The 17614-nt window shown below is 69.2% G+C and carries 15 protein-coding genes and 1 riboswitch; of the genes, 6 read left to right on the forward strand and 9 right to left on the reverse strand.

The window, feature by feature from the left end; genetic code table 11:
* Positions 1-132: 132 nt before the first annotated feature.
* From G4Z16_RS09940 to G4Z16_RS09950, 3 genes are all read right to left on the reverse strand, one after another.
* Positions 133-1032, reverse strand: coding sequence for a carbohydrate ABC transporter permease (locus G4Z16_RS09940; RefSeq protein ID WP_246530769.1), 900 nt, complete (start codon positions 1030-1032; stop codon positions 133-135).
* Positions 1029-2024 carry a carbohydrate ABC transporter permease gene (locus G4Z16_RS09945; protein WP_197350488.1) on the reverse strand — a complete coding sequence of 332 codons (996 nt, stop codon included), beginning with the start codon at positions 2022-2024 and terminating at the stop codon, positions 1029-1031. Before G4Z16_RS09945 ends, G4Z16_RS09940 begins: the two co-directional genes overlap by 4 nt.
* Positions 2025-2130: 106 nt before the next feature.
* Positions 2131-3399, reverse strand: a complete 1269-nt coding sequence (locus G4Z16_RS09950) for an extracellular solute-binding protein (RefSeq protein WP_197350489.1) — start codon at positions 3397-3399, stop codon at positions 2131-2133.
* Between the two features lie 327 nt (positions 3400-3726).
* On the opposite strand from G4Z16_RS09950, the gene G4Z16_RS09955 reads away from it, so the two are divergent.
* From G4Z16_RS09955 to G4Z16_RS09980, 6 genes are all read left to right on the forward strand, one after another.
* Entirely contained in the window at positions 3727-4524 is a 798-nt protein-coding gene (locus G4Z16_RS09955; RefSeq protein WP_197350490.1) for a GntR family transcriptional regulator, read from the forward strand.
* Positions 4525-4720: 196 nt separating this feature from the next.
* Complete coding sequence (locus G4Z16_RS09960) at positions 4721-5005, forward strand: DUF3311 domain-containing protein (RefSeq protein ID WP_197350491.1); 285 nt, start codon at positions 4721-4723, stop codon at positions 5003-5005.
* On the forward strand, positions 5002-6630 hold the full coding sequence (mctP, locus tag G4Z16_RS09965) for a monocarboxylate uptake permease MctP (protein WP_197350492.1): 1629 nt from the start codon (positions 5002-5004) through the stop codon (positions 6628-6630). Before G4Z16_RS09960 ends, mctP begins: the two co-directional genes overlap by 4 nt.
* A 76-nt stretch (positions 6631-6706) precedes the next feature.
* Entirely contained in the window at positions 6707-7207 is a 501-nt protein-coding gene (locus G4Z16_RS09970) for a GNAT family N-acetyltransferase (RefSeq protein ID WP_197350493.1), read from the forward strand.
* A 51-nt stretch (positions 7208-7258) separates the two neighbouring features.
* A riboswitch (cobalamin riboswitch) is annotated at positions 7259-7381 on the forward strand.
* 179 nt (positions 7382-7560) lie between these two features.
* Positions 7561-9984 carry a ribonucleoside-diphosphate reductase subunit alpha gene (locus G4Z16_RS09975; RefSeq protein ID WP_197350494.1) on the forward strand — a complete coding sequence of 808 codons (2424 nt, stop codon included), beginning with the start codon at positions 7561-7563 and terminating at the stop codon, positions 9982-9984.
* Positions 9985-10061: 77 nt separating this feature from the next.
* Positions 10062-11036, forward strand: coding sequence for a ribonucleotide-diphosphate reductase subunit beta (locus G4Z16_RS09980; protein WP_246531260.1), 975 nt, complete (start codon positions 10062-10064; stop codon positions 11034-11036).
* 123 nt (positions 11037-11159) lie between these two features.
* On the opposite strand, the gene G4Z16_RS09985 is transcribed toward G4Z16_RS09980, so the two are convergent.
* The 6 genes from G4Z16_RS09985 to G4Z16_RS10010 form a co-directional block, all read right to left on the reverse strand.
* Entirely contained in the window at positions 11160-11690 is a 531-nt protein-coding gene (locus G4Z16_RS09985; RefSeq protein WP_197350496.1) for a hypothetical protein, read from the reverse strand.
* Between the two features lie 92 nt (positions 11691-11782).
* Complete coding sequence (locus G4Z16_RS09990; RefSeq protein ID WP_197350497.1) at positions 11783-12535, reverse strand: D-Ala-D-Ala carboxypeptidase family metallohydrolase; 753 nt, start codon at positions 12533-12535, stop codon at positions 11783-11785.
* A 228-nt stretch (positions 12536-12763) separates the two neighbouring features.
* Positions 12764-13423 carry a peptide deformylase gene (gene def / locus G4Z16_RS09995; RefSeq protein ID WP_197350498.1) on the reverse strand — a complete coding sequence of 220 codons (660 nt, stop codon included), beginning with the start codon at positions 13421-13423 and terminating at the stop codon, positions 12764-12766.
* A 111-nt stretch (positions 13424-13534) separates the two neighbouring features.
* Positions 13535-14533: a hypothetical protein gene (locus tag G4Z16_RS10000; protein WP_197354296.1), complete on the reverse strand. Its 999-nt coding sequence runs from the start codon at positions 14531-14533 to the stop codon at positions 13535-13537.
* Positions 14534-14707: 174 nt separating this feature from the next.
* Complete coding sequence (locus G4Z16_RS10005; RefSeq protein ID WP_197350499.1) at positions 14708-15952, reverse strand: HD-GYP domain-containing protein; 1245 nt, start codon at positions 15950-15952, stop codon at positions 14708-14710.
* Positions 15949-17439 (reverse strand): HD-GYP domain-containing protein, encoded by a 1491-nt coding sequence (locus G4Z16_RS10010; RefSeq protein ID WP_197350500.1) that lies wholly within the window; start codon positions 17437-17439, stop codon positions 15949-15951. The genes G4Z16_RS10005 and G4Z16_RS10010 overlap by 4 nt, the downstream gene beginning before the upstream one ends.
* Positions 17440-17614 lie beyond the last annotated feature (175 nt).

A 17614-nucleotide genomic window follows, 5' to 3' on the forward strand; every position in this document is an offset into this window, starting at 1 on the left:
GCATTGTCCCTTCACTGGTGGCCCCTCGCCGGGAGATCGGTCGCGGGCTCGTCGTGCGGATCGTCCTGCCGTTCCTGTTCGTCCTTCCGTCGTCGTCCGTGCGGCGCTACGGCGCTCACGGTCTGCGCTCGGCTATCCCTTCACCGCGCCGGAGGTGAGCCCGCTGACCGCCTTCCGCTGGAGGTACAGGAAGAGCAGCAGGATCGGCACGGCGAAGAGCGAGGCGGCCGCCATGGTGGCACCCCAGTCGTCCCCGAACGCCGTCTGAAACCCGGACAGCCACAGCGGCAGGGTCTGGGACTGTGCGTCCTTGTTGAGGATGAGCACCATCGGGAACTCGTTCCATGCCGTGATGAACCCGAAGAGCGAGGTGGCCATCACGCCGGGGGCCAGCAGCGGGAAGATCACCCTGCGGAACGCCTGGGTGCGGCCGCAGCCGTCCACCATCGCCGACTCCTCCAGTTCCTTCGGCACGGCTGCCACGTAGCCGCGCAGCGTCAGCACTGTCAGCGGCAGCACCATGACGGTGTAGAACAGCGTCAGCGGTACGAGGCTGTTGAGCATGTCGGCGTCCCGCACGGTCATGTAGATCGCGATGACCATGACCTCCCACGGGGCCATCTGCGCGACCATGAACGTCAGGATGATGCTCTTGCGTCCCGCGAAGCGCATGCGCGCCAGGGCGAACGCTGCGAACAGCGCGATGAGCAGGGCGAGTACGACCGCGAGAAGCGTCACGGTGACGGAATTCCGCACCAGCGTCAGGAAGTTCTCGGCCCGTACGGCGGTGGCGAAGTGGTCGAGCGTGGGGCGCGAGGGGAACCAGACCGGGGTGTCGGTGACGATGTCGCTGTTCGGTTTGAACGCCGTGTTGAACATCCAGTAGACGGGAAAGACGAAGCCCGCGAAGAGCACGAGGGCCGTCGCGTTGGGCCACACGCGAGCCCACACACGAGCGCGTCCGCGACGGGGCCGCCGGCTCACCGCCCGTACCGGGCGCGGCCGGCCCACCGGCGTTGCTGTCGCTGTCACTTCTCGTCCTCCTCTTGGCGCATGGCGGCGCGCAGGTAGTACGACATCAGCCCGAGCAGGATCACGATGGTGAGGACGGAGATGGCCGCGCCCGTGCCGTAGTGCTGGTTGCCGACGCCTTCGACGAATGCGTAGACGGGCAGGGTCTCGGTGAGGCGGTCCGGCCCGCCCTCGTTGATCGCGAAGATGTGCGGGAACGCCTTGAATATCCAGATGACTTCGAGAAACGTCATCACCAGGAGGAACGGCCGCAGGAACGGAAGGGTGACCGTCGCGAAGCTCTGCCGCGCGCTCGCACCGTCCAGCGCGGCGGCCTCGTACAGCTCCTTGGGGATGGTCGTCGTCGCCGCGTAGAGGTTGATCGCGACGAACGGCACCGACGTCCAGACGATGAGCAGGGAGATGACGAAGAACGTCGGGATCTGCCCGCCGGTCCAGTTGAAGCCGGCCATGGAGTGGATGCCCACTGCATCCAGCACCCAGTTGACGACGCCGAAGCGCTGCGCGAACAGCCACTGGTAGACGGTCGTAGCGGCGATGACCGGCATCGCCCAGGCGAGCACGAGGCCGGACGAGAGCAGCAGCCGCATGCGCGGGCCGAGCCGGGCGAGCAGCAGCCCCGTCAGCGTGCCGAACAGCATGATCACGGCGACGTTGACGGCGGTGAAGAGCACCGACCGCAACGTGACCCGCCAGAAGTCCTCACTGCCAAGCGTGGCGCGGTAGTTGTCAGTGCCTGCCCAATCGGTGACGTGCTGGATCAGCTGCGTCATGTTGAGGTTCTGGAAGGAGAGCAGGCCGTTCATCACCAGCGGCCAGCCGAGGAGCACGGCGGTTGCCGCCAGCGCCGGGAGCAGCAGCAGGTACGGCAGCCTGCCGGTGGTCTGCTTCGGCCCGCCGGGCCGGTCGTCGGCGTAAGGGCGCGTCCCGGGCGGTGTTGTGCGAGGTGTGCTGCGCACCGGTGGCGGCGCGTCGTCGGTCTGCACTGACATCTGTGCTCCAGCTCCCGTGGTCGAAGAGCCCGGGCTGCCGGTGTGCCGGCAGTCGTGCCACCCCCTCCGGCAACACGACTGCCTGCACCCCGGCAGCCCGGGGGCGTCACTGCTTCTGCGAGAGCCTCTTGTTGATCTCGTCCTCGACCGACTTGGCAGCCGCGGCGTGCGACTTCCCCTTCAGCACGGCGGTCATATAGCTCTTCACGGGGTTCGGCGGGTTCTCCACGGCGGCCCACTGGGGGATCAGCGGCGTCAGTCCGCCGTCCGCGACGGCGGGCGCCGCCGCCTCGGCGGCCGGGTTGCCCTCGAGCCTCTTCTGCAGGGAGGTCTTGTTCGGTATCACGCCGCCCTCTTTCGCGAGGGCGCCCTCGAACCTGTCGGAGAGCGCGATCTTGAGGAATTCCTTGGCGAGTTCCTGCTTCTCGCTTCCCGCTGCGACGGCCAGGTTGGAGCCGCCGAGGAAGACGCCTTCGGGCTTGTCCGCACTCTCCCCGGGGATGGTGAAGTACCCGATGTCCTTCTTGATCTCAGGGTTGGCCTCGACGGCGGTCGCTGCCTCCCATCCCAGGCCGATGAACGCGCCCGTCCTTCCCTTGGCGAATATCTCCGCCTGCTGCGGCGTGGCCTCGTCCTTGTCCTTGGGGGCCTTGGAGTACGACGCGTACTTCTCGTAGAGCTCCATGGCAGCGCCGACCTCGGGGTCGTCGAGGTTCGAGACCCACTTGCCGCCCTGCTTCTTGATCAGCTCGGCCTTCTTGCCGATGAGCAGGCCGTCGAAGAAGTACCAGTTCTGGCCGGGGAGGTAGAGCGGCTCGGCATCGGTCTTCTTCTCGATGGCGTCGAGCGCGTCGAAGAACTCCGCACGTGTCTCGGGGGTCTTGTCCACGCCGGCGTCCGCCCAGATCCGCTTGTTGTAGATGACGGTGCGGTTGACCGCGAACCAGGGTGCCGCGTACTGCTTACCGCCGTACACCGCGGACCTGTTGACGGACTCCGTCCAGTCCTTGCCGATGCTCTTCTTCAGGTCACCGAGGTCGGCGAGGCCGCCCGTCTTCGCGTACGCGGGGGTCTGGGTGTTGCCGACCTCGATGACGTCCGGCGGGTCGGACTCCGAGAGCGCGGTGGTCAACTTCTGCTGGATCCCGTTCCACTGCTGGACCTCGAGCTTCAGCTTCGCTCCGGTCTTCTTCTCGAAGGCCGCCCTGACGTCCTTCTCCCACTTCTTGGGAGTGGATCCGTCCATGGCCCACAGGGTCAGCGTCTGGCCCTTGAAACCGTCGGCACCGGACTCCGACTCACCACCCGGGCCGCAGGCCGCAACGCCCGCCATCAGAGCCGCGATTCCTGTCGCGGCGATGAGTCCTCGTCTCACGGCATCCTCCCCAACGCCTGGATCTGGTCTAATGGTTTAGACCAGTCCGCAGCTTGGCCTAGACCTATAGCCCTGTCAACGGTGCAGAATCCGAGCCGCCGGTTCCGTTATCGGAACGACATCTGGGCGGGAGAGTCCCGCAGGGCCGAGCACGTGCCACGATGTGAGCCGCGAAGTACAGCCGGAACGGAGGGCGGAGGCCGGAACACCACCGGAAACGCCGCCGCGCCGGTGCCGTAACCGGAGCCGGAGGGGCGGGCAGTCGGCACGGCCCGCGCACACGGAGGCATCCGGTGACGGGGCACGACACGAACGGGAAGGCGAGCGATGAGCACGGACGCGGGCGCGGTCACAGCCGCGGCAGAGCCGGAGTCGGGAAGCGGCAACGGCGGCGCGCGGACCACTCGCGTGCCCAAGTACTACCGGCTCAAGCGGCACTTGCTGGAGATGACCGAGACCATGCCGCCCGGCACTCCGGTGCCTCCCGAGCGCACCCTCGCCAGCGAGTTCGACACCTCGCGTACGACCGTGCGCCAGGCCCTGCAGGAACTCGTCGTCGAGGGGCGGCTGGAGCGGATCCAGGGCAAGGGAACCTTCGTCGCCAAGCCCAAGGTCTCCCAGGCGCTGCAACTCACCTCGTACACGGAGGACATGCGCGCCCAGGGGCTCGAACCGACCTCGCAGTTGCTGGACATCGGCTACGTCACCGCCGACGACCGCCTCGCTGACGCCCTCGACATCCCCACCGGCGGACGCGTGCTGCGCATCGAGCGCCTTCGCCTGGCCAGCGGCGAACCGATGGCGATAGAGACGACCCACCTCTCACAGCGCCGATTCCCCGCGCTGCGCCGAAGCCTGGTGAAGTACACGTCGCTCTACACGGCTCTGGCCGAGGTCTACGGCATCCATCTCGCCGAGGCCGAGGAGACGATCGAGACCTCGCTGGCCACACCCCGCGAGGCCGGCCTGCTCGGCACCGACGTCGGCCTGCCCATGCTGATGCTCTCGCGGCACTCGCTCGACACGGAGGGGGAACCGGTGGAGTGGGTGCGCTCCGTGTACCGGGGCGACCGCTACAAGTTCGTCGCCAACCTCCAGCGCCCGCACCCCGATCAGAACGGCTGATACCGCTCATACGGGACAAAGATCTCGAACTCCCTTGAGGCGGACCGGGCTTGCACGAGGCGCGTAGGGCGCATCTCGTCTCCCGCGAAACAAAAGGTGCCGTTCCGTTATCCGTGCAGGTAGTGACGGGGGCCGAACCGCTCGTTTAGATTTCCTGCGCGTCTCGACAGGAATACCCGACGGACGGAGCCGAGGCATGTCAGCGCCCCCCGAAACACCCGAGACCGCGCCGGAGTCGCAGCCACCCGCCATCACGCCGATACGGGTCGTCATCGGACTGTGCCTTTTCGTCCCGTTCGTCGCGCTTCTGTGGGTCAGCTCCTACGCCCGCACCGAACCCACCTTCATCGGGATGCCGTTCTTCTACTGGTACCAGATGCTGTGGGTGCTTGTTTCCGCGGTGCTGACGTCGGTCGCGTACAAGCTCGTCAAGCGTGACAAGGCGCAGCGGCGCGCCCGCGGAGAGGACGGTGCCCGATGAACGGGGTCAACGGAGTCGCACTGGCCGTATTCATCTTCTTCTTCGTCCTCGTCACCGCGATGGGCTTCCTGGCCGCGCGCTGGCGGAAGGCGGAGAACGCCGACAGCCTCGACGAATGGGGCCTGGGCGGGCGCAGCTTCGGCACCTGGATCACATGGTTCCTGCTCGGCGGTGACCTCTACACGGCGTACACCTTCGTGGCGGTGCCGGCGGCCATCTACGCGGCGGGCGCCGCGGGCTTCTTCGCCGTCCCGTACACGATCCTCGTCTACCCGCTCATCTTCACCTTCCTGCCGCGGCTGTGGTCGGTCTCGCACCGCCACGGATACGTGACGACCTCTGACTTCGTGCGCGGCCGCTTCGGTTCCAAGTCGCTGGCGCTCGCCGTCGCCGTGACCGGCATCCTGGCAACGATGCCGTACATCGCGCTGCAGCTGGTCGGCATCCAGTCGGTGCTGGACGTCATGGGCATCGGCGGCGGCGAGTCGACGCACTGGTTCGTGAAGGACCTGCCACTGCTGATCGCGTTCGCGGTGCTGGCGGCCTACACCTACTCGTCGGGACTGCGGGCGCCGGCGCTGATCGCGTTCGTCAAGGACACGCTGATCTACATCGTCATCGCGGTGGCGATCATCTACATCCCGATCAGGCTGGGCGGCTTCGACGACATCTTCGCCAAGGCCGGAGACGCTCTCTCGCAGACCAACCCGACCACCGGGAAGCCGAAGGGCGAGCTGACGCCCAGCTCGGCCAACCAGTGGGCGTTCGCGACGCTGGCGCTCGGATCCGCACTCGCGCTGTTCATGTATCCGCACTCGGTCACCGCGACGCTCTCCAGCCGCAGCCGCAACGTGATCCGCCGGAACACCACGATCCTGCCCCTGTACTCGCTGATGCTGGGCTTGCTCGCGCTGCTGGGCTTCATGGCGATCGCGGCGGGCATCAAGGTCAAGAACGGGCAGCTGGCGATCCCGCAGCTCTTCGAGAACATGTTCCCGTCCTGGTTCGCGGGCGTCGCCTTCGCCGCGATCGGCATCGGCGCGCTCGTACCGGCAGCCATCATGTCCATCGCGGCCGCGAACCTGTTCACGAGGAACATCTACAAGGACTTCCTCCGGCCGAACGCCACACCCGCGGAGGAGACCAAGGTCTCCAAGATCACCTCGCTGCTGGTGAAGGTCGGCGCGCTGATCTTCGTGCTCGGCATGGACAAGACGGTGGCGATCAACTTCCAGCTGCTGGGCGGCATCTGGATCCTCCAGACGTTCCCGGCACTCGTCGGCGGCCTCTTCACCCGCTGGTTCCACCGGTGGGCGCTGCTGGCGGGCTGGGCCGTGGGCATGCTCTACGGCACGCTCACGGCGTACGGCGTCCCGTCGCCGACGCTGCCGTCGCAGAAGCACTTCGGCGGGCCCAACGACATCATCCCGGGCATCGGGGAGATGGGGTACATCGGCCTGACGGCCTTCGTGCTCAACGTGGTCGTCGCCGTGGCGCTCACCTTCGTGCTGCGGGCCGTGAAGGCCCCGGACGGCGTCGACGAGACGCGGCCTTCGGACTACACGGCGGACGCCGGCGACCCGGGCGTCAAGGAGGAACTGCCCGCGCCGACAGCCGCAGGCTGATCGCACTCACCACCACGGATACCGCCCGCGCCCCACTGACAGCTCGATTGTCAGTGGGGCGCGGCATGCTCGTTCCATGGACATCACCATCAGACCCGCGCGGGACGACGAGCTGGAGGATGTGGGCGAGCTCACCGCGCGTGCGTACCTCGGGGACGGGCTGCTGACGTTCGGCGCGGAGGACCCGTATCTGGCCGAACTGCGTGCGGCGCGGCGCCGCGCGCGGCACACGGAACTGCTCGTCGCCGTCGACACCGCCACGGACTCGATGCTCGGCGCTGTCGCCTTCGTCGGGGACGGCGGGGAGTACGCGGACCTGGCAGGCCCCGGCGAGGGCGAGTTCAGGATGCTGGCCGTGAAACCCGAGGGGCGCGGGCGCGGGGCGGGCGAGGCCCTGGTGCGGGCGTGTGTGGACCGGGCGCGTGCACGGGAATTGATACGGCTCGTGCTGTGCAGCACCGAGGAGATGTCGGCGGCGCACCGGCTGTACGGACGACTGGGGTTCGTCCGCACACCGGAGCGGGACTGGGAGCCATATCCGGGCCTGTTTCTGCGCGCGTTCGCCCTGGAACTGTGATCTTCCACTCCCCCGACACAACATGTGGGGGCGAGTGGCGCATCCCGCTACTAGATGTATGCTCGTGCTCGCTGCCGCGCAGGGGAATCCGGTGCGAATCCGGAACTGTCCCGCAACGGTGTGCGATGTGCTGCTCTGCTCTGCCCGGAACCCTTCCGGCATGAGCTGCGATGAGCCGTCGTCGCGAGTCCGAGTGCCTGCCGGCCGTGTCGACTGACGTCCGGGTCCCGAGGGTTGGGCCGGTGGACGCCGCGAGGACCGCCGCGTTGCCGACGCGGCATGCCCTTTGTGCGCCCGCCTGTGCGCTCCCCCGGTGCCCCGGTAGCTGATCTGAGCGAGGGAGAGCACATCCCGTGACCATCGCACCCGCACCAGAAGCCGCGGCGGGAGCCGCACGCGCCTCCGCTGCCGCGCCGGCGCCCCCGGCCGACGACGGCGCTCTGCTGCGCACCCTCACCGAGCTGACCGCCGACCTGCCGGGCACCGGGGCCGAGCGCGTCGCCGCCGCGGTGCTGCGCGGCCGCCGAAAGGGCGCCGGCGAAGCCGAGTTGCGGGCGCTCGCCGCAGAGGAGGCCGCCGGGCTCATCGGCGAGGAGCCCGCGTACTCGCAGCTCGCGGCGCGGCTGCTCACGCTCGCGATCCGCGACGAGGCCCGTGGGCAGGGCGCGGAGTTCTTCTCGTCCTCCGTCGCGACGGGGCACCGCGAGGGCCTCATCGCCGACCGCACGGCCGAGTTCGTGCGGGCGCACGCGGAGCGTCTGGACGCGCTGGTCGAGGACGCGGTCGCGGGCGGGGCGGACGACCGCTTCGGCTACTTCGGTCTGCGCACGGTCCATTCGCGGTATCTGCTGCGCCATCCCACGAGCCGGCAGGTGATCGAGACGCCGCAGCACTTCCTTCTGCGTGTCGCCTGCGGGCTGGCCGCGGACGAGACAGAGCAGTCGGCCGTGGAGGTGGCGGAGCTCTACGCCCTGACGAGTTCGCTCGCGTATCTGCCCTCCTCCCCCACGCTCTTCAACTCCGGTACGCGGCACGCCCAGATGTCGTCCTGCTATCTGCTGGACTCGCCGAAGGACGAGCTGGACTCGATCTACGAGCGCTACCAGCAGGTGGCGCGGCTCTCGAAGCACGCGGGCGGCATCGGTCTGTCCTACTCCCGTATCCGTGCCCGCGGTTCGCTGATCCGCGGCACCAACGGGCACTCCGGCGGCATCGTGCCGTTCCTGCGCACCCTGGACTCCTCCGTCGCCGCCGTGAACCAGGGCGGCCGGCGCAAGGGAGCCGCGTGCGTCTATCTGGAGACGTGGCACGCGGACATCGAAGAGTTCCTGGAGCTTCGGGACAACACGGGTGAGGAGGCCCGGCGCACGCACAACCTCAACGTCGCGCACTGGATTCCGGACGAGTTCATGCGCCGCGTGGAGGCCGACGCCGGCTGGTCGCTCTTCTCACCCGCCGACGTACCGCGGCTCACCGATGTGTGGGGCGAGGAGTTCGACGCCGCCTACCGCGAGGCCGAGGCCGCCGGACTCGCGGTGCGGCAGGTGCCCGCCCGCCAGCTGTACGCGCGCATGATGCGCACCCTCGCGCAGACGGGGAACGGCTGGATGACGTTCAAGGACACCTCCAACCGCACCGCCAACCAGACCGCAGGGCCGGGCCGCATCGTGCACTCCTCGAACCTGTGCACCGAGATCCTGGAGGTCACCGACGACGGCGAGACGGCGGTCTGCAACCTGGGATCCGTCAACCTCGCGGCCCACGTGGGCGAGTCGGGCGAGATGGACTGGGAGCGGCTGGACTCCACCGTCCGCACCGCCGTGACGTTCCTCGACCGCGTCGTGGACATCAACTTCTACCCGACGCAGCAGGCCGAGCGCTCCAACTCCCGCTGGCGGCCGGTCGGTCTGGGTCTGATGGGGCTCCAGGACGTCCTCTTCCGCATGCGGCTTCCCTTCGACTCCGGGGCTGCACGTGAGCTGTCCACGCGGATCTCCGAACGGATCATGCTCGCCGCGTACGAGACCAGCGCCGACCTCGCGGAGCGGCACGGCCCGCTGCCGGCCTGGGAGGAGACCCGTACGGCGCGCGGAGTGCTGCACCCCGACCACTTTCCGCAGGCCGAACAGGCCTGGCCGGAGCGCTGGTCGGCGCTGCGCGCCCGCATCTCCCGCACCGGGATGCGCAACGCCCTGCTCCTCGCCGTGGCACCGACCGCGACCATCGCCGCCATCGCCGGTGTGTACGAGTGCATCGAGCCGCAGGTCTCCAACCTCTTCAAGCGGGAGACGCTCAGCGGCGAGTTCCTGCAGGTGAACGCCTATCTGGTCGCGGAGTTGAAGCGGCTGGGGCTGTGGGACGAGCGCACCCGGGAGGAACTGCGCGAGAGCAGCGGCTCGGTGCAGGACATCCAGCGGATCCCCGAGGAGGTCCGCCGGCTCTTCCGCACCGCGTGGGAGCTGCCGCAACGCTCGCTGATCGACATGGCTGCCGCCCGTACGCCGTACCTCGACCAGAGCCAGTCGCTCAACCTCTTCATGGCGGCACCGACGATCGGCAAGCTCAGCTCGATGTACGCCCACGCCTGGAAGAGCGGCATCAAGACCACGTACTACCTGCGTTCGCGCCCGGCGACGCGGATCGCCCGCGCCGCGGGCGGCACAGGCACGAACCCGGCGGCAGCCCCTGCCGTCCCCGATCAGCGGGATGCGAGTCCGGCGGACGAAGCCGCCGTCTGCTCCCTGGAGAACCCCGAGTCCTGCGAGGCGTGCCAGTGACAACCAACCCTCAGAACAACCACGGCCGCCCCGCGGGGAATCTGCTCGACCCGGGCTTCGAGCTGACGCTGCGCCCGATGCGCTACCCCGGCTTCTACGACCGCTATCGCGACGCCATCAAGAACACCTGGACCGTGGAGGAGGTCGACCTCCACTCCGACGTCTCCGACCTCGCCAAGCTCACGCCCGGCGAGCAGCACATGATCAGCCGCCTCGTCGCGTTCTTCGCCACGGGTGACTCGATCGTGGCGAACAATCTCGTGCTCTCCCTCTACAAGCACATCAACTCCCCCGAGGCACGCCTGTATCTCTCGCGTCAGCTCTTCGAGGAGGCAGTGCACGTCCAGTTCTATCTGACGCTGCTGGACACATATCTGCCGGACGTCGACGAGCGCGCGGAGGCCTTCGCGGCCGTCGAGAACATCCCGTCCATCCGGGAGAAGGCTCAGTTCTGCTTCCGCTGGATGGCGGCGCTCGAGGAGGGCGAGGGCGCGGAGCGGATCGATCGGCTGGAGAGCCGTGCGGACAGGCGGCGCTTCCTGCTGAACCTGATCTGCTTCGCGGCCTGCATCGAGGGGCTCTTCTTCTACGGGGCGTTCGCCTACGTCTACTGGTTCCGCTCGCGTGGACTGCTGCACGGGCTGGCGACGGGCACCAACTGGGTCTTCCGTGACGAGTCGATGCACATGTCCTTCGCCTTCGACGTCGTGGACACCGTGCGCGAGGAGGAGCCCGAACTCTTCGACGCCGAGCTGGAGAAGGAGGTGACGGAGATGCTGGAGGAGGCGGTGGAGGCGGAGCTGCAGTTCGCCCGCGACCTGTGCGGCGAGGGCCTGCCGGGGATGAACACCGAGTCGATGGAGCAGTATCTGCGGGCCGTCGCCGACCAGCGGCTCGTGCGGCTGGGCTTCCCGGCGCGCTACGGGGCCCGCAACCCCTTCTCCTTCATGGAGCTGCAGAACGTGCAGGAGCTGACCAACTTCTTCGAGCGGCGAGCCTCGGCCTACCAGGTGGCCGTCGAGGGGTCGGTCGCCTTCGACGACGACTTCTGACGGGCGGCCACCTCTGAGTCAGTCGCGGCACGACCTCCGAGCCAGTCGCGGCATGGGCAAGGGGGCCGCGCTTCCGGCGCGGCCCCCTCATTCGCAATTCCTGTTCCCGCCGAGCCAGTTCGCTCAGCCCTTGCCACCCTTCAGGCAGCCCCCGCAGTTGTGGAACGTGACGTCCCAGTGGTTGGTCTCGTCGAAGTAGATGTTCCCCGACCCGGACTCCCACTTGTTTCCACCGATGGAGGTGAAGGTGTTCTTGACGTAGTTGGTCAGGCAGCTCGTCATGTGGAAGTCGAGCTTGTAGCCGTTCCAGTGGCTGTACGTGCCGTCCGCGTGGCCGGTCTCGGTGCCGCCCGTGACGGTCAGGTCGCACTTGCTGGCGTTCTTGAGGGTGATGGCCCCGTCGATCGTCGCCGAGTTGACCTGCTCCAGCGAGGTGCAGTTCGGCCGGTTGCGGTCCGAGCAGCCGCCGCTCGACGTGATGCTGATGCCGGCCCCGTTGAGCTTGCTCGCCGCGGCGGAGTGGCTCATCTTCGCGAGCGGGCTCGCTTCCTTGGGCTCGGCGGTCGTTGCCTCCGCCACGTACGCGGTGGAGAAGATCGCGAGTGCCATCGCCGAAGCGCCGACGGCTGCCCGCAGGGCGATCTTTCTGTTCATGGGGGGTTGGTTTCCTTCCTGGAATGGATCAGGGCTGGCGTTGGGAGAGCGAGTCGTGCGAGTGAGATCCGTGTACGTGGGGTTCGTGCACGTCAGGAGCTGACCCCGCAGTTGGGGGCGTCCCAGTACTTGCTGGAGCGGTGGTCCACGTGAGTGTGGTCGTCATGCCCCGGGTAGCCCGGCCCGAGGATGCCGTGGAAGCCGCGGTTGCGTGCCTCCTTGGCGAGCGTGCAGAGCGAGTGAGGTCCGGAGCCGAGGTCTGCCGCGTCACCGAAGAGGTGACGGCTCGAAGGGGCCCCGCCCACCTGGTCGTTGCAGGCCTTGGACCGGAATCCGCTGGTGACCCTGATCGACTCGTCACCGAGCGCGTGCCGCATGGCCTCCAGCTTCCACATGGTTCGCAGCGCGTTGGACTTGGCCTCGGCGGCGCTGACGGCACCGCCGCTCCAGTCGGAGTTGCAGTTGTTCAGCTCGCCGAAGGCGAAGTGGACGGGCGAGCAGTCGTCGTCCTGCAGCTCGTAGATCTTGTTGTACGTGGCCGCGTCGGCCTTGCCGCTTGCGCTCAGCCCGTAGGCCTGCTGGAAGCGGGTCACGGCGGCCTTCGTGGCGGGACCGAACTGGCCGTCGACAGCGATGACTTCACCGCTCGCCGGATAGCCGGACACCCGGACCTGCAGTTGCTTGACGTCGTCCCCGGAAGCGCCTTCTGCGAGATCGCGGTTCCAGGTGAAACAGCCGTCCGCGGCGCGCGCCGGTCCCGCGGTCGCGACGGCGGACGTGCCCACCAGAACAGCTGCCGCGACCATGACAAGTGTCAGCACGGCTCTGACCATACGTCGGGGCATGGTGCCTCCATGGATGTGGGGAGTGACCACAGAGCTTGTCGTGACAAAGGGAACGCGTCAACAACTGCCAGGAAATGCCAATGGACAAGGCCACTGAATGACGGTCACCCCGGCGACCCCGCTGCGAACCGCCGGTGCCACGAGCCCGCCGCGCAGCACGACCGCCGCCCGGCACCATCGGCACCGGGCGGCGGTCGTACGGCGAGGAGCGGGAGATCCCGCTCCGCGTCAGTCGTTGGGCACGGTCTCGTACCGCGGCGTGCCCTCGGCCATCTGCCGCAGGGCGTCCTTGCGTTCACGCTTCGAGAGCCGGTCGATGTAGAGGTACCCGTAAAGGTGATCCGTCTCGTGCTGAAGGCAGCGGGCGAAGTAGCCGGTGCCCTCCACCGCAATGGGCTTGCCCTCGGCGTCCTGGCCGCGCACGACCGCGTAGTCGGGGCGCGCGAGGGCCTCGTAGGCGCCGGGAACCGACAGGCAGCCCTCGTTGGAGTCGTCCAGATTGCGGCTGCCGGCGGGGAGTTCGTCCAGCACCGGGTTGCAGACGGCACCGACGTGCCGCACACCCTCGTCGTCCACGCAGTCGTAGACGAAGACCTTCAGGTCGACGCCGATCTGGTTCGCCGCGAGGCCGACGCCCTCGGCCGCCCGCTGGCTCGCGAACATGTCGTCGATGAGGGAGGCCAGTTCGTCGTCGAAGGAGGTGACGTCCTTGCACTCCTTGTGCAGCACCGGGTTCCCGACGACGGTGATCGGGCGCGCCGTTCCGCGCTCACGATGGGCGTTCTCGCGGGCCTCGCAGTCCCTGGTGTCGTCCACGAAGCCGGAACCTGCCGTGGCAGCTGCCCCCACCACAGACTCCCCGCTGATCTCCTGCTGCTGTCGCGCCATCCCGCCGCTTGCCTTCCTCGCCACGTGAACCGTCGCCTCACAGCGTAGCCGGATGCACGGCGCGGCCGTTCCGGGAGCGGGGTATGCCCGGACCTCACCGGAAAAGGCCGGTCAGCAGACCTCTTCGAGATCGCGCCACTCGCGGCTGTCAGGACTGTCCGAGACCCAGCTGTCCAGGAGTCCCCGTACGAGGCCCTCCGGCGCGGCCAGCCCGCACTCGCGCTCGGGGACCCACAGGTCGCCCGGCCCCCCGGGCGTCATGTGACCGAGCGGGCCCGGATGCCCCGGCGAGCTGTGGTCGTGCGGGTCGACGTGCGTGGAACCGTCACCCTCGTCGGCGGGCATGCTGCTCTCCGAGCACGTGCGGCACAGCAGCCGCACCGAGGACGACCAGTCCTCCGCCGCGAAGCCGGCGTCCGCGGCCAGCCGCTCCAGCGCGTCACGGTCGGCCTCGGTGGCCGCCTGCAGCAGAACCACCCATGTGGGTACGGGCGAGGGCGCCCAGAGCTCGATCTCGTCGAAGACCGGGAAGGAAGGCCCGCTCCTCGTGGTGCGTTCGCCGTGCGGCACGCCGTCGTGGAGCACCACCTCGCCCCAGCGCCGCCCGGAGGACGGCAGTGGAATGCTCTGGATCTCGACGCGCGCCGGGTCGATCCGGCGTCCCCACACGACCTCGGCCTCGCCCTCCGGCGAGAGCCGGACGGCCGCGCTGCCCAGCTGCATGCCGGACGGTTCGGCGACCGACGCGGTCTGGGACTGCCCGGGCACGCGCAGCCCGTACGCCTGCCAGGCCCGGCGGGCCAGCGGCCAGTCCTGCAGCGCCGTGGCGGCGATGCCCACGTTCCACCAGTCGGGAGCGCCCGTCTGGCGCTCCAGGAGCGCGACGGCGCGCAGCCCCGCGGTGCGGGCCTGCTCCCAGTCATGCCGGAACTTGTGCAGCAACGCGAGATTGAACCAGGACTCGGACAGCCACGGCTCGAGGTCGGCGGCCTGTGTGAGCAGCGCGTCCGCGTCCTCGTAGCGACCGTCGCCGATGAGCGTGAAAGCACGGTCCGTCGCCTGCCGCCACGAGGCGGAGGGACGATGCCTCACCCTGCCGAAGATCCTCACGATGTTCCCGCCTGATTCCCGCCTGTCGACCGGCTGCTGCTCGCACTCGCTCCTGCTCACGGCGCTGTTCGTCCGACTGCCCCGTGCCCGCTGTGAGCACGGCCTGCGCCCTCCCCGGAGTTCCCCTCTCGCATCCAACCATGCCCGTGCGGAGGCCTGCTCACTACCCGGGCGTCAACTCATGGCCCCGCGCGACACCACGCGTGACAGGGCATCCACGACGCGTGGTTCGTAGTCGTGTGCGCACCCGAGCCTGAGCTTCTCGATCGCCCGCAACGACCTCTCGATGGAAGCCTTCCCGGCGACCATGTCCTCATAAGCGTTGACGGCACGGACGATACGCGCTGTGAGCGGTTGCTCACGGAAAGGACTGGCCTGCCGTTCGACCACCACGGCGACATCCGACGCCACGCCCGTCTGACGCACCACAGCGCCGCCCAGCAGCGCGATGCGGCGCTGAAGCTCGGGTTCGAGCCCTTCCGTGGCGCCCGAAGCGACCGGATCGACGAGGGAGAGCTGGCCGATGTCGTGCATGAGCGCCGCGTACTCCAGCACGGTGAGGTCGGGCTCGCTCAGCCCCAGCTCGCGCCCGACCGCGCAGCTGAGCTCGGCGACCCTGCGCGCATGGCCGGGCGGCGTGTAGCCCGCCACTTCGGTGGAGCGCGCGAGGGAAGCGATGGTCTGCCGGTACGTGGAGCGTACGGAGGCGTACCTGCCGAAGGAGAACTGTGTGAGCAGCAGCGGTACGCAGAAGACGGGCAGGGCCCAGAGCCCGGCGGCGGCAACGGCGAGCGCGATCACTGCTCCGGTCGCCCCGATGGCCGGGGCTATGCCGACGCGGGCGCGCAGCTGGTCGCGCAGCAGCGGACCGACGGGCCTGCGGGTGCTGACCGCGGCGAACACGGCCGCAAGGACGGCGTCGCAGAGCCCCGTCAGCAACGTGACGGCGAGCAGCAAGAGCGCGTAGTACGGGCCGCGCCCCACCGAGTGCGTCAACGCGCCGGAGTTGTACAGGGGTTGGAAACAGGTGGCGGCGAAGCCGACGGCGAGCACTCCGCGCAAGGCATGGTCCACTTCGAGTGAGGGACCTCTCATCGCGCGGGGCGCGTGGCCTGCCAGGGCGGCGACGATCACCACGGCGACGACCTGAAAGACACCGTGCGAGGTGGCCTGGCCGCCGACCTCGCCGAGCAGGGCGTAGCCCAGAGCGCCGGCCGCGCCCAGCGGCGCGCTGGTGGGAGCGCGGCCGTCGTGGTCGCGGCCGGGCAGTCGCACCCGTGCGGATTCGCCGACCGCGACGACAGCGGCGAACGCAAGCGCCACCCAAGGCTGTTCGAGCCCTCGCCACAGCGTGATGCCGAGCGCGGCACAGCAGAGGGCGACGGCCGCGGTGCGGCACAGTACGACGACGGACCTCATGCCGGCGGCCGCCCGGCATTGGCCTCCTCGGCCTTGAGGGTGGCGTCCGCGGGAGCGCCGTCGGCCTCCGAGCGGCGGCTCTCGCTGCCGTCCGCCACCCACCGGGCGGGCTCGGCCCGTTCGGCGTTGGCCCGCGCCATCGGCACGTTTCCGCCCGTACGGTCCGCCGTGACGGCCGGCGACCACTCCCGCCGGTCCAGGGCCCGCGACAGCGCGGTCACCATCCGGGGGTCGAACTGCGTACCCGCGCAGCGCTTCAGCTCGGCCACCGCGCTCCCGACCGGCCGCGCGCGGCGGTAGCTGCGTGTGGAGGTCATCGCGTCGAAGGCGTCGGCCACGGCCACGACCCGCGCGAACTCGGGGATCTCGGCGCCCACGAGCCCGTACGGATAGCCGCTGCCGTCCAGCCGCTCGTGGTGGTGCAGGATCGCCGCGCGTGCCTCCTCCAGGAAGCCGATGCCGCGGACCACCTCGTGCCCGTACTCGGGGTGCAGCTCGATGACGCGGCGCTCCTCGGGCGTGAGCGGGCCCTCCTTGCGCAACAGCCGCGTGGGGACGCCGAGTTTGCCGACGTCGTGGAGGATGCCGGCGAAGCGAAGCGCCTCGGTCCGCTCGTCGTCCATGCCGAGTTCGCGCGCGATCAGGGCGGACGCACGGCCGACCCGTTCACTGTGTCCGCGGGTGTAGCGGTCCTTGATGTCGACGGCCTGCACCAGCGCCCGGATCGTCGACTGATGGGCGCCGCGCTCGCGGTGGTACTGGGCGAACACCCAGCAGCAGATGTACATCGGCAGCAGCACGAAGAACGCCGCGGCCGGTCCGTACGGGCTGCGCCACAGCACGGCCATCATCAACCCGACCAGGCCGTGCAGCAGTTGAGGCGCCGCCGACCGCTGGAACTGTCCGCGCCAGGCTGCCCGCAGCGCGCACCGCTCGGCGGCGACGAGTACGGCGCCGTCGAGCGTGGTGACCACCGCGCAGAAGGTGAGCGCCGCGGCGGCGGCAGCCACCAGCAGGGCCGGAAACCCGGGCACGAACGCTGCGGACCCCGGGCCCGGGCCGGTCCCCTGCGCCGGGAGGGACAGGCTGCCGTCGATCAGCGCACAGACCTGCGCCGACGCCCAGGCGGCGAGGGCGAGTTGAGCCGCATGCCATGCGCGGCGCGCGGCGGCGTGCCGCGGTTCGACGCGGCCGATCAGCGCTCCCGGCAGCGGAACGAGCGCGGCGGCCGCGGGCGGCAGCAGGAAGACGCCGGTCAGGAGGACGGGGAAGAAGGCACCCATGTTTCCCGGCACCTTGTGGCCCATCAGCGGGCAGCGCGGGGCGAATTCACAGATCGCGTAGAGGGCGGCGAGCGGCACCAGGACGCCCCACTCGACGCCGGGTGGGTCCAGCAGGGCGGGGGCCGCACACCACAAGGCGCCCGACGCCGCGCACACGATGAGCCCGCGTGCCGCCCACGGCAGACGGGCTCGCCCTGCACGCATCGGAAACTCCTCCCCGTACCACGGTGGAAGGGGAGAATAGGACGACTGCGGCGGCAGTGGGGGTCATCCCGCTCAATCCCCCGCAGGGGACGCCAAGTTCTCACACCATTGAGTGAGAACGAGCGGATCCACCGGGCAAGACGCTCCCCGCCGCCCTATGGATGCGCTGCATCCG

Source organism: Streptomyces bathyalis (assembly GCF_015910445.1).
Classification (GTDB): Bacteria; Actinomycetota; Actinomycetes; order Streptomycetales; family Streptomycetaceae; genus Streptomyces; species Streptomyces bathyalis.